Source organism: Frigoribacterium sp. CFBP9030 (assembly GCF_034045195.1).
Classification (GTDB): domain Bacteria; phylum Actinomycetota; class Actinomycetes; order Actinomycetales; family Microbacteriaceae; genus Frigoribacterium.
This window is the reverse complement of the sequence record NZ_JAXCWG010000019.1, coordinates 1-12359: the sequence shown is the minus strand read 5'-3', so window position 1 is coordinate 12359 and position 12359 is coordinate 1. Positions and strand designations below refer to the sequence as shown.

Genomic DNA, 12359 nt, shown 5'->3' with positions numbered 1-12359 from the left:
GCGGTGAGAGTGCGGCGATCTGCGGACTCGAGGGATGCCGGGCCGATCTCGCACCGCGCCTCCTGGGCCGTGATCGACCCTCCCTCCACAGGCGTCGGCCGGGCAGGGCGTCTCCACGATGTCCTGACCCCCTCGTTCACCTTGCTAGTGTGATGTGAATCACGTACGGTATGCGAAGCCGTGGGGCGAGGTGGAAGAGGGAGCGAGTGGCGGATCTGCAGGTCGACGAGTCGGCGTTGTCGGGGGTGGCATCGGCCGTGTCGGGGGCGCGGGGAGACATCGGGTTCGACGCGGCTCTGACCCGAGGGTCGTCCGACGCGGTGGGGGCCGCCCGGGTGGCCGAGGCGCTCGACGAGACGACGCGGCAGCTCCGTCGTCGTGTCGAGTTCCTGGGTGGGGTGCTCGAGCGCCTGAGTCTGTTCCCCGCGGCGTTCGTGCGTGAGGTCGGGCGCACCGACTCGGCACTCGCGACGGGGGTGTCGGCGGGTGGGGGTGCGGTTCGCGACGTCTCGTCGAGGGTCGCGGCTGGGGCTGGGGCTGGGGCTGGGGCTGGGGCTGGCGCTGGGGCTGCGGCTGGCGCTGGCGCTGGGGCTGCGGCTGCTGCTGGCGCCAGGGCTGGGGCCGGGACCGGGGTTGAGGCTGGCTCGGGCTCGGGGGCCTTCACCGGGGCCGAGACTGGGGTCGGGGCTGGGGCCTTCACTGGGGCCGGGACCGGGGCCGGGGCTGCGGCGGGGGGCCGTCCATGACCGCGACGGGGGTTCTCGGCGGGACGGGATCGGGTGCCGGTCCGGGGTCGGGATCGGTGGAGGCGATCGAGCGGGCCGCACGAGCGCGATCGCAGAAGGCCGACGACCACGAGCTGGCCGCCTTCCAGCTGAGAGAGGCGGCGTCGTGGGCGGCCGGTTCGTGGCAGGGGCGTTCGGGGCGGGAGTTCGCGGCGGCGACCGCCGACGTCGCCGCCGAGTTGACGGCGCTGGCCGCCGGGCTCGAGCAGCACGCGTCGACTCTGCGGGTCTACGCGCGTGCGGTCGAGGCGATCCAAGACCGGCTGCGGGCGTTGGAGGCGCGGCGCACGAAGGCGCACACGTCGCTGATGCTGGGGGAGGCGCGGGTCGAGGCGATCACGCGCGAGGCAGCCGAGCTGGCGGTGGCGGATCCGACCGGGGTCGCGGCGGCGGTCGACTTCCGGGCGGGCGAGAGGTCGACGCTGCAGCGCCATATCGACGACGACCAGGGCGAGCTGCGCGCCGTCGAGCGTGCCGTCGACGAGCTGGAGCACGAGCGGGCGGCGGCCGATCGTCGATGCATCGACGAGCTGACGGACCCGGTCGCGATCGGTCGACTGCGGGCGATCGGCGAGGCGGCGGTCGCGACCCCGTCGGCCGAGCAGCTGCTGGCGCTGCTGGGTGGGCTGTCACGGACGGATCTCGGGCTGCTGCTCGACGACCACCCCGAGCTGGTCGACAAGGCGTTCCGGGCCGACCCCGAGCGGGTGCGAGCGTGGTGGGACGAGCTGGGTCGCACAGGGCCGATCGACGACGACGGGCTGAGCCCTGAGCAGGCGGCGCTGGTGGTGGGGGCGCCCATGGTGGTCGGGTCGCTCGATGGTCTGCCGCCGTCGGCGCGGGTGCTCGCGAACCGGGTGAACGCCGGACGTCGTCGCGACGAGCTCGAGGCGATGATGGCCTCCGGGGGGCCACCTGGCGCCCGGTTCACCGCCGACGAGATCGCGGCGATGACGCGAGAGCGGGCCTATCTCGAGGGGGCCGTCGCCGAGCCTCCCACCGTGCAGCTGTATCTTTTCGACCCGGCCGCCGATCGGATCATCGAGATGATCGGCGAGTTCGGCCCCGAGACGACGACGATCATCACCTACGTGCCAGGCACCGGGACGACGCTGGACTCGTTCTATCGAGAGCCACGAGGCGTGCAACAGGTGGGGGACTGGTTCGCGGCGCGTGACGGACGCACGGTCACGTTCGTCGCGAAAGACGGGCGATTCCCGCAGACGATCCCCGAGGCGAATGTGCCGGTCCTGGCAGAGCCCACGGCCGCCCGGCTCGTCGGCTTGCAGAACGGACTCCGGCAGTCCTACCACCCCGCGCTCGTCAGCGAGGCGGGCATCGGGCACAGCTGGGGCCTGGCGAACGTGACGTCGTCGGAGGTGGCGGGTGCTCACTACGACCATGTCGTGTCCCTGGCCGGCGCGGGCATGCCGAGCACCTGGCAGCCCCGCGAGGGGACGACCTACACGGACTACCGCTACCTCGACTTCCTGCAGGTCGCGCAGTGGTCGGGTCAGGTGTGGAGCGGCAGGAACCCTAGCAACCACTGGGCGTTCGACAACGAGGGACTCCTGAAGGGTCCGCATGATGCGGAACTCGCTCTGACGACGTCACTCGAACGGAAGATGGAGATCCTGGTCGAGAACCACTCGCTCATCGCGCAGAACAATGCCCGGAATCTGCAAGCACTCGAGCGGATCGAACGGCTGGTGACGCGGTGAGACTGACGTCCGTGTTCGTGCCGTCGGTCGTTCTCGCTGCAGCTCTCGTCATCTGCGGATGTTCGACGGAGAAGGAGGAGCAGAAGGAGCAGGTGGAGATGACGGAGCAGGTCGAGATGACGGAGCCGATCGCAGGAGTCGCCCTGGCGGAGGCGAAGGAACAGACGCAGGAGACGGCTCTGGAGGTGGCGAAGGTCATTCCGCAGCCCCTCGTCGCGTCGGTGGTGCAGAACCCGAAGGGCAGCATCCTCACCTCCTCTGACGGGACCCATCACTGGGCCGGGCACCTGGACATCGTCTTCACCGGGCCTGTCGACGCCGAGCCGTACTTCGAGACGGCGGTCGAGGACTGGGGAGGGTGTGACGGCTGGACCGCCGAACGCGATGAGATGCCCGACGGCTCCCCGCAGCTGGTGATCACCGGCCCGGGAGGCTCCGTGTATCTCTTGTCCATGGCCCTGGACCGTCGATCGGCGCACCTCTCCAGCATGTCGCCGAGCGCGGACATCGAGCCCGGCGAGGTCCGAGGGCCGAGCTATTGAGCGTGATCCACCGCCGATCCCGAGCAGTCGGAGCGCGGGGAGGGCGCGGGTAGGGCAGCATTGTCTCTCGTGAGACGCGTGGGCGAGATGCGAAGGTGACGGGCGCTGGGCTGTGGCACCGCGCCTCCTCGGTGACCGGGCTGTCGGCGGCCGCCGACCGGGTGTGGCAGCGGCTGCAGCTCGACCGGTTCGCGGGCGGGCGGCACGCGGGCTACGTCATCCACGAGGACATGCGCGAGCACCCGCGCACCGTCCGCAGCTTCGGGGGCATCCGGTGGCTGCTGTTCGGCGAGACGGTCGTCGGGTTGACCGCGATCTTCATCGCGGCGGTCCTCGCCAGCCGGGGCGAGCACGTCCCCTGGGCGGTGTGGTTCCGGTCGACCGTCGTCCTGTTCATCACCGCCTCGCTCTACGTCTTCGCCTGGCGCGCCCAGCTCGGCTACTACTGGGCGTACGCACGACTCAGGCTCTTCAGCCGCATCTTCCCGATCGTCACCTTGATCGTCGCGACCATCCCCGGGCTCTACCCCGGCTGGATGGTCGTCGAGCAGATCGTGTTCTCGCTGCTCATGATCGGCATCGGCGACCTGCTGACGAGCGACCACATGCGCGCCGCGTTCCCCAAGCCGGTGCGGCCCGCGGCATCGTCGAGGCGATGACCGCGCTGGGCGCTCGTGCTCCGATGAACCGCGTTCGCGAAGATGAGCTGCGATAGATCGCGGTTCATCTTCGCGAACGCGGTTCATGAGGCGGCCGAGCGGGTCTGCTGGCGCGAGCGGGGCGGCTAGCGCCAGCGGCGCAGCGCCACTCGCTGCACCACGTTCAGCACGGTGTCGCTCAGCGTCCCGAGCAGAGCCAGCAGCAGGATCGCCAGGTAGATGCGGTCGACGCGACCGTTCGACTGCGACTCCGTCAGCAGGAACCCGAGCCCCATCGACGACGCGATCAGCTCCGCCGCGACCAGGAACAGCCACGCCTGCGCGAGCGCGAGCCGCAGCCCCGACACCAGCGACGGGATCACCGCCGGCAGCTGCACCCGCGTGAACAACGACACCCGACGCAGCCCGTAGGCCCGCCCCGCCTCGACGAGGTGCGGGTCGACGTGCCGCAGCGACCCGGCGACGGTCGTGAACACCGGGAACGCCGCGCCGATCGCGATCAGCGTCACCTTCGAGTCCTCGCCGATACCGAGGTACAGGATGAGCAGCGGCACCCACGCGAGCGACGGCACGGCGCGCACGGCCGCGATCGACGGCGCCAGCACGGCCTCGCCGACCCGGGACAGACCCACGACGGCGCCGAGCACGAGTCCGATCAGCGAGCCCACGGCAAAGCCGATCAGCACCCGCTGCACCGAGATCGCGACGTACTGCCCGAGCTGCCCGGTGCCGGCGAGCTGCACGCCGGCCGTCCAGACGTCGAGCGGCGACGGCACGCGATAGCTCGGCACGCCTCCGACGCTGGTGGCGAGGAGCCAGGCGGCGAGCACGGCGACGGGCAACAGCACCCCGAGCAGTGCCAGGGGGAGGCGTCGGCGACGGGAGGGGGTCGAGGAGGTGCGCCGCGCCTCCTCGGGGACCCCTGCGGTCGGAGGGACGGTCGCGTCGCGGACGGCCTGACGGGCGTCGGCCTCGCGGGTGCTGCCGGAGACGAGATCGGTCACGACGGGTCGGCCTCCTCGGCGAAGGAGGGCTCGAAGAGCGAGTCGAGGGCGTCGTCGACGGTGTCCTGCGAGGCGACGTCTCCGGTCTCGACGAGGATCGGCGCGACGACCTCGAGGACGGCGCGCTGGTCGTCACCGGGCACGGGCTCGACGTCGAAGTGGGTGCGCTCGAGCACGCTGGTGGCGACGGCGGGGTCGATGCCGGCGACGTCGGCGAGGATGCTCGCGGTCTCGTCGGGGTTGTCCTCCGCCCAGGCGCGGGCCTTCTCGTAGGCGTCGACGACGACCTGGGCGACGTCGGGCGACTCGTCGATGAACGACTCGGTCGCGTTGAGGAACCCGTACGTGTTGAAGTCGACGTTGCGGTAGATCAGCTTCGTGTTCGACTCGGCCTCGCTCGCGGCCATGATCGGGTCGAGGCCCGACCAGGCGTCGACGCTGCCGTTCTCGAGGGCGGCGCGTCCGTCGGCGTGCTGGAGGTTCTCGATGGTGACGTCGTCGGCGCTGAGCCCGGCCTCGTCGAGTGCCTGCAGCAGGAAGAAGTAGGGGTCGGTGCCGGTCGTGGCCGCGATCGTCTTGCCCTCGAGGTCGTCGACGTCGGTGATGTCGCTGTCTTCGGGGACGACGAGAGCCGACCACTCGGGCTGCGAGTAGATGTCGATCGTGTGGATGGGTGAGCCGTTCGAGCGGGCGAGCAGGGCGGCGGAGCCGGCGGTGGAGGCGACGTCGACGGCTCCGGCGCGCAGCAGCTCGTTGGCCTTGTTGCTGCCGGCCGACTGGGTCCAGGTGACCTCGACGTCGTCGCCCAGCGCCTCTTCGATGAAGCCCTGGTCTTTGACGATCAGGCTGAGGGGGTTGTAGGTCGCGAAGTCGATGTTCAGGGTGTCGGTGGACCACTCGCCGCTGGTGCTGCTGCCTGCGGCGGTGTCGTCGGAGCCGGTGCCCGCGCCGGCCGCGTCGCCCTGGGCATCTTCGCCGGCGACGCAGCCGGTGAGGGCGAGCGCGGTCGCGGCGGTGAGGGCGAGGGCGCCGGCCCAGGAGGTGCGGGTCCGGCGGGTGGGGGAGGTGCGGGTCGTCATCGTGTCGTCTCCGTGCTGTCGGGGGCGGTGCGGTTCGTGGGGATGGTCTAGGGGGCGGGAGTGGCGCGGGGGGTGCGGACTACTCCGAGCTCGGCGAGCAGGTCGTGGCGGAGGGTGGCGAGGGCGGGGTCGTCGCGATCGCGGCGGCCGAGGCCGGCTCCGGGGACGTCGACTATGCGGCGGATGCTGGTGGGGTGGGCTGCCTCGGGATTTGGCACCGCGCCTCCTCGGCTGGTGGGGTGGGCGGTGTCGGGGGCTGGCACCGCGCCTCCTCGGGGGCGGTCGGGGGTGGCGTCGGCCGCGGCGAGGTCGTCGAGGAGGACGATGCGGTCGGCGAGGTAGAGGGCCTCGTCGACGTCGTGGGTGACGAGCACGACGGTGGTCGGCAGCGCGTCGTGCACATCGAGCAGGAGGTCCTGCATGCGGAGGCGGGTGAGGGCGTCGAGGGCTCCGAACGGCTCGTCGAGCAGCAGGATGGTCGGTTCGCGGGCCAGGGCGCGGGCGAGGGAGGTGCGCTGTGCCATGCCTCCGGAGACCTGGCGGGGGCGGTGCCCTCCTACGCTGCCGAGCTGGACGAGGTCGAGCAGCTCGGTGATGCGGGCTCGGTTCTCGTCTTTCGTGGGCTTGCTGCCGTCGGTCTTGCGCTTGGGGAGGCCGAGGGCGACGTTGTCGCGGAGGGTGCGCCAGGGCAGGAGGCGTGGCTCCTGGAACGCGATCGCGCACCGCTGGTCGGCGGGCCGGCTGGGGGAGTCGCCGATGACGACGCTGCCGCTGTCAGGCACGTCGAGTCCGCCGATCTGGCGCAGCAGCGTCGACTTGCCGCAGCCGCTCGGCCCGAGCACGGCGACGATCTCGCCGGCCGCCACCTCGAGGTCGACCCCGCGGAGCACGTCGCGCGCGAACCGTCGCCCGACACCGCGGACCGAGATCGGCAGGGCGCGGGAGGCGGTGGTCGCGGTGGTGGGCATGCCCTGACGGTAGGTGCGACGTCGTGTTGCGCGCGCGGGGGCTGTAACCCGGCGCAACACTCGGGGCTGGTCAGGCCCAGGTGGCGAAGGCTGCTTTGGCGGCGTCGGTGCGGTAGAAGCGGCTCAGCGCCTTGGCGGACGGCTTCGCCGGCAGGTGCGTCAGGTCGTCGTGGGTGACCTGGAGGAGGGACTTCGAGACTCCGGGCGCGTAGGTGATGCCGCTGCCGTCGGGGGCGATGCGGAGGAGGAAGGCGTCGAAGGCGGTGTGGTGGTTCAGGCAGAGGGGGAGGCCGTTGACGGCGTCGTCGACGCCGCCGATGCTCTTCGGGATGAGGTGAGCGCCCTGGATGAGGCGCGGGGTGGTGATGTCGCAGAGGGCGCACTTCTCGCCGTAGCGGTTCAGGACGTCGATCATGAAGCGGCGTTGCTGGGTGCGCTGCTGGACGAGGCGGAGGGTCTGCTCGGGAAGGCCGCCGAAGAGGTCGATGTCGTCGTCGGTGGCGGGAAGCTCGTCGGGGGTGGCGAGGGGGAGGACGGATTCGACGAAGGTGACGAAGAACATGGCTTCGTCGTCGCGGTAGTCGTCGACGTAGCCGAGACGGACGTCGGTGCGGGACTTCTGGAGGCGGTTGGGGCTGGTGATGAACAGGGGGAGGCCCAGGCCCTGGGCGCGTTTGACGGAGGCGATCTCGTTGCGGTCGAAGCTGGGGTGCCGGTCAGTGCTCGGGTAGTGGTAGTCGAGCTGGTCGTCGGTCGCGTTGTCGGCGTAGGTCTTGTCGGTGAGCTTCAGGGTAAGTGCGACGCGGCCCGGGCCGCCGGTGTTCCAGCTGCCGTCCCCGTCGAAGAAGATGCCGGCCTGCCCGGCGTAGAGGCGCATGTCGCGGATGGCCGAGGGGGTGAGCCCCTCGGCGGTGCCTGTCTCGGTGAGGGTGCTCCAGAGCTCGAGGCGTCGCCGATGCTCGCCCTGCGTCCACTCCGCGATCCCCACGAAGAAGATCATGTCTCATGTATGCGAGATCTGAGTACTTGCCACACCCGGCCGTCTCGAGGCGGACTGGCGCGGCTCGAGGTGGACGCAGCACGCCCTGAGATCCGCTATGCTCGTTGAGTTGCCTCGGTCGGGGCAACACCAAGGATCCGGTTGCAGTGCAACGGTTTTCTCGGGCTGTGGCGCAGCTTGGTAGCGCACTTGACTGGGGGTCAAGGGGTCGCAGGTTCAAATCCTGTCAGCCCGACCAATTAGCAAAAGGGTCGCCCTCGGGCGGCCCTTTTGCTTGTGATCGTCAGGTAAGGACGCGGACGTGTTCGTGGGGCCCACGGCGCGCGGCCCTGGGACGCGAAAGCTGCGCACGCAGCTGGCCACGGGCGAACGTGTCGTGCCGATTTCTGCGGGTGCCTGGGGATCGGGAGACGGAGTGGCCCTGCATTTACGCCAACGTACGGTGGCAGGGGAGATGAAGAACAATGCCAGCGTCGAACTCGTGACCAAGGTTCTCCGTCTCACCGACGCGTGGGTCGTGACGACCATGCATATTGCAAGGCCATCGACACGGACGCCTCTCTACCGCGCGTCAAGCTACATGGGGTTCGATGCCCTGCTTCTACGGTGGCCGCACCATACAACTTGGGGACCCTTTAAAGCTTCGAACCGAGTTCGCCACGGTATCGCTAGGTAGGCAAGGGCATCTAATCCTTTCGCCTAAAACCTTGCGTTTATGCACATGCATCTTATATCAGAGTTGTGACTTTGCTTTCCAAACTCACCTCGTTAACTCTCCTTTGGTGCGCAGAAAGGCCTCGGCCGGTAAGAACTTATGTGCCTGTGCGGTGAGCCTAACTAACCTCTGAATTGAGGCTCACGAAAGACCAAGGTGCCCCGAAAGATACCAATCACTTGCTCGCATTGCCTCGTGGGCCGCACCTTCCCATGAGTTCGCACGCTCACCGGACTGCTGCAAGGCGGTGCGTTCGAGGTGGTCGCGAGCCGCATTAAGCGTCATTGATCTACCGTGAGCCGTGCGTAAATATCCTTCGAAGTTCGTCAAGGACTGCGCCGCCCATACGCTGAATCGCCTTCGCAAAGCGAAAACGTCCATGTGAGCATTAAGTCGGGCCTCAAGGTCAGGATCCGAGCCAAAATGTTTGACTGTAAATTTGACAGTAGGTAGGTGGAGGCTGCTCTCCGAAACTGACGCAGCCAGCCAATTGGTTGTGAAGGCAGTGTCAAAATACGGGTGTAACACTGCCGGGTTCGTGAGGCCTGGCTGGTATGCCTTCTTTTCGAAATTACAGTCGTGACATGAAGGAACTAAATTTGCAGGATGCACGGTTGTCCCGGCGAAGAGAGATTTCGGCAGATAGTGATCTAGCTCCGTTACACGCCCCTCACCGCAATATGGACAAAGTTCATTCGGTGCTGCATTTTTGATGCCGTCTCGAATGTCCCTAGTCCCCACGCGTTTCGTGAATTGGACGTCGTAAAGCTCAGTCATCGCGTCTGCACTGAGCCCTCCGATGACGTAGGTGCTACCGACGGCCTGGTGAAAGGTTGAGCTTGCGCCTAGTAAATCGAAAGAATCACAGCGTGCTTGTACGGTCGATGCAGCGGCCATGAACGACGCGCGTCGAGTCTTGTCTTTGATGGTAGCGACTGTCGCTCCATACGCATATGATGCAGTCGCTGCCGGCAGGCTCAGGCTGTACATGTGATTTTCCCTGCTATTACTGTTCTAGTGAGCTCAATACGAACCGGCCTTCACTGCCAAGTTGGTCACTGAGCTCGCTCATCACTAGTTCCGCTGAACCTGCATTCTGAGTAAGCAACTCGCGCAGTACTTGATTAAATCCAGTTCGATTGACGTCGAGATGAAACACCTCAGAGGTCAAGCGGGATACTGATTCACCAAAAGTTTCTGTTTGAAGTCTAAACGCTCTTAGATCATCCCCGCTGCGTTGCAGGGTCCACACGCAGGAACGAGGCACCTCCTGGAGGACGACTGGCGAGTGTGTTGCAACGATGGCAACGCCGTTCCGATCGATAACGAGATCGGAGATGGCTCGCGTCAGGGCGGAAAGTAGCGGGGGATGCAGATGAGTTTCGGGCTCATCCAGGAGTATCAAGGAGCGCTCTTCGACTAGCTCTACAAGACGCGTTACTGTCAAAACAGCAATTTTGTGTCCTGAACTCATCTCCTCAAAAACTCTGCCTGCGCTGGCCGACATGCCGTTTTTCTTCCCTGAACCAAGAAGCTCGTCAAGCGCGGCTTCAGCCAATATCCCGTCCGCACGCGCGAGCGTAGCGATAGCAGCAAGCCAGCGGCCTCGTTTACGTCCTTCGGCGCAAACACGAAGACTTTCAGTGAATTGGTCGACGAGATCGCCACTCGCTAGCCCTGACAATCCAACAGCATGCACGGTCAAGAATTCTGACGGTTCGGGTGTTGCTACATGCCCCCAGTCGAAAGCCGAAAATGAAACATTGACGACGTTTACAAACGGCATTTGGGTTGAATCCAGTCGGGCTGACTTAAGTTCGTCTCGAAAGCTGCCGAGGGCTGCCTTGGCTCCGCTTGCAGTGAGAAGAAAATCTCGTAGCATTCTCGACTTTCCGACTCCGTTCGCACCAATCATGACATGCAAATTTGTGGGCGGAGTGGAGTCGGGCACTACGTCGAAGTTTAAGGATAGCGGCGGAGTTGTATCTGCGCACGGCGGGCGCAAGTAGCTAAAGTTGAAGGGGGTTAATGCGGCATGTCCCTCAATTATTCGGCGAAATTGCGTCGCAACCGTTTGCAGGGGAATGCTACGCAGCAGAGACGTGGACAGTACCTCCTCGTTCTTTACTTGGTCAAGGAGCGAAGCATCCCGTGCCACGTCTCGCAGAGACCGGAGCGCGATGGGCCCGACACCGCCGGGCAGGTTCATGAGTGTTTCGTAGTACTCGCGATCTTGCCCGAGTGAGAAAAACGGTTCTTCTAACAGAGAGAATCGCGAGGGGATTGTCGTGTGCGCATCGTACTCGACCATCCCCAGTGACGCGATCTTTACGGCACCCACTTCCTTCGATTCGTCTCCCAGGCCATAGTGCAGCGTAAAAAGAGTCTTAAAATGATAGTCATCCCACAGGTCTATCACGAGTGTAAAAATGCCTGCAGTCTTATCAGGCCGACTGCCCTTTTGGGCTACAATGAATCGCGGTGCATTCAAGAGATCATCCTTTGAGGGCCATTATAAACGTAGCTGATTGAGTATTTGGGTGTTGTGCGCGCGGTCCAGTTCGAGTATGCAGAGGGCGTCCTGGAGTTGGAAGCACCGGGCCAGGACTGCCAGCCAGTCGTGAACCTGCGTCTCGACCTTCTTTGACAGGTCGGCGAGGTCCCCGATCTTCGTGGTGCCTTCGAGCTTCTCCGCGAGGGCGTCGAGCTGGCGCAAGGCGTAGGCCTGAGTCCAAGCGACGGTGATAGACGTCGCCTGAACCTTCGACCAGGTGATCTCGGAGACCCGCCCGACGCTGCCGCTGACGGTCATCGCCTCCGCGATGACGAGATCCACTCCGATCATGTCCGCGAGGACAGCGTCCTTCTGCGCGCGGAGGATGTCGTCGACTTTCGCGTCGATGACGGCGAGGTAGTCGGTGATCTCGTCCATAGCCTGTTGCATAGCGGCCTGCGCCATGATTCCGCCCACGCCCGCCAGGATCGCCGGGTTGGCCACGAGCGTGCCCTTCCCCGCCGCGAATTGGACGAGTCCAGTGATCTTGCCGTTGTCGGTCAGGACCCCGCGGCTCAAGCCCGCCTGCGACCCCTTCATGAGAGGGAAGCGATTCATCGCCTGCGCCGACTCTTTGGTCAGTTTCACCCATCGCCCTGAGGAGCCCGCGATCTGCGACCCGGTCTGCGCTGCCGCCGCAGCGCCCCTCAGGACAGGCTTCAGTCGATCGAGCCCGAGGTCCCTGGCACCAGCCCTTCTGACTCGAGGAAACTCTGTACGGCGGCGTCACTTCCGATGACGGCCATCCCGTCGTCGTCTCGAATGATCTCGATCTCATCGTCGAACGCTTCATCCATCGGTGACTCCTGAGGTGTGTGTGGTGGGCAGAACCGACGGTACGAGTCGTAGTCGGGGCACTCTCTCTGGTCTTGGGACCACTACGCGGACTGCAGCAAGGCGCGCAGCTCGGCCTCGCCAACGATCGGGATGCCGTACTGGCGGGCCTTCTGGGATTTGCCGGAGAGGCTGTCGGGGTCGGCGGCCACCAGGAGGGACGTCTTCTTCGTGATGCCGGCCTTCACGACGACCCCCAGCGCGAGCAGGAGCGCCTCGATGCGATCGCGGGGTTCGGACATCTCGCCGGTGAGCACGACCAGATCACCGGGTGCCAGGCGTGACATCGGTACCGTCTCGGCCACGATCGCTGTGGCCGCCCGCGCCTCGAGTGCTGCGCGGCGCGGCTCGGCAGCGATGTCGAGCATGATGGCCACGGCCTCGATGTCGGCCTTCTCTGCCGGGGTGAGCACGCCGTCCGCCCACGCCGCATCGACGATCCCGTCGAAGTACTCGTGGTGGAGTTCGACACGACGGGTCGGGGTGACGCCGATGGCC

Annotated in this window: 12 protein-coding genes and 1 tRNA gene; 4 read left to right on the top strand and 9 right to left on the bottom strand. The window is 66.3% G+C overall.

From position 1 onward, the window contains the following. Positions 1 to 742 precede the first annotated feature (742 nt). From SOM13_RS14590 to SOM13_RS14580, 3 genes are all read left to right on the top strand, one after another. The gene (locus SOM13_RS14590) at positions 743 to 2506 is read left to right on the top strand and encodes a hypothetical protein (protein ID WP_320480131.1); all 1764 of its coding nucleotides are present in this window, start codon (positions 743 to 745) and stop codon (positions 2504 to 2506) included. Positions 2507 to 2517: 11 nt separating this feature from the next. After that, entirely contained in the window at positions 2518 to 3048 is a 531-nt protein-coding gene (locus SOM13_RS14585; RefSeq protein WP_320480130.1) for a hypothetical protein, read from the top strand. A 95-nt stretch (positions 3049 to 3143) separates the two neighbouring features. Further along, positions 3144 to 3707 (top strand): hypothetical protein, encoded by a 564-nt coding sequence (locus SOM13_RS14580; RefSeq protein ID WP_243216188.1) that lies wholly within the window; start codon positions 3144 to 3146, stop codon positions 3705 to 3707. Positions 3708 to 3832: 125 nt separating this feature from the next. On the opposite strand, the gene SOM13_RS14575 is transcribed toward SOM13_RS14580, so the two are convergent. The 4 genes from SOM13_RS14575 to SOM13_RS14560 form a co-directional block, all read right to left on the bottom strand. Then, on the bottom strand, positions 3833 to 4711 hold the full coding sequence (locus SOM13_RS14575) for an ABC transporter permease (RefSeq protein ID WP_320480129.1): 879 nt from the start codon (positions 4709 to 4711) through the stop codon (positions 3833 to 3835). Next, positions 4708 to 5790: an aliphatic sulfonate ABC transporter substrate-binding protein gene (locus SOM13_RS14570; RefSeq protein ID WP_320480128.1), complete on the bottom strand. Its 1083-nt coding sequence runs from the start codon at positions 5788 to 5790 to the stop codon at positions 4708 to 4710. Before SOM13_RS14570 ends, SOM13_RS14575 begins: the two co-directional genes overlap by 4 nt. Positions 5791 to 5837: 47 nt before the next feature. Further along, positions 5838 to 6758 (bottom strand): ABC transporter ATP-binding protein, encoded by a 921-nt coding sequence (locus tag SOM13_RS14565; RefSeq protein WP_320480127.1) that lies wholly within the window; start codon positions 6756 to 6758, stop codon positions 5838 to 5840. A 70-nt stretch (positions 6759 to 6828) separates the two neighbouring features. Beyond that, on the bottom strand, positions 6829 to 7758 hold the full coding sequence (locus SOM13_RS14560; protein ID WP_320480126.1) for an HNH endonuclease signature motif containing protein: 930 nt from the start codon (positions 7756 to 7758) through the stop codon (positions 6829 to 6831). A 161-nt stretch (positions 7759 to 7919) separates the two neighbouring features. Here SOM13_RS14560 and SOM13_RS14555 point away from each other — a divergent pair. After that, a tRNA-Pro gene (locus SOM13_RS14555) sits at positions 7920 to 7996 on the top strand. 618 nt (positions 7997 to 8614) lie between these two features. Here SOM13_RS14555 and SOM13_RS15395 read toward each other — a convergent pair. The 5 genes from SOM13_RS15395 to SOM13_RS14535 all read right to left on the bottom strand — a co-directional run. Continuing rightward, complete coding sequence (locus SOM13_RS15395) at positions 8615 to 9250, bottom strand: HNH endonuclease (RefSeq protein WP_414655529.1); 636 nt, start codon at positions 9248 to 9250, stop codon at positions 8615 to 8617. Between the two features lie 229 nt (positions 9251 to 9479). Beyond that, positions 9480 to 10964, bottom strand: a complete 1485-nt coding sequence (locus tag SOM13_RS14550; protein ID WP_320480125.1) for an AAA family ATPase — start codon at positions 10962 to 10964, stop codon at positions 9480 to 9482. A 21-nt stretch (positions 10965 to 10985) separates the two neighbouring features. Further along, complete coding sequence (locus tag SOM13_RS14545) at positions 10986 to 11615, bottom strand: hypothetical protein (protein ID WP_320480124.1); 630 nt, start codon at positions 11613 to 11615, stop codon at positions 10986 to 10988. A gap of 71 nt (positions 11616 to 11686) precedes the next feature. Continuing rightward, positions 11687 to 11824: a hypothetical protein gene (locus SOM13_RS14540; protein WP_320480123.1), complete on the bottom strand. Its 138-nt coding sequence runs from the start codon at positions 11822 to 11824 to the stop codon at positions 11687 to 11689. 81 nt (positions 11825 to 11905) lie between these two features. Further along, positions 11906 to 12359: BRCT domain-containing protein (locus tag SOM13_RS14535; RefSeq protein ID WP_320480122.1), on the bottom strand; the 454-nt coding region annotated here is incomplete at its 5' end.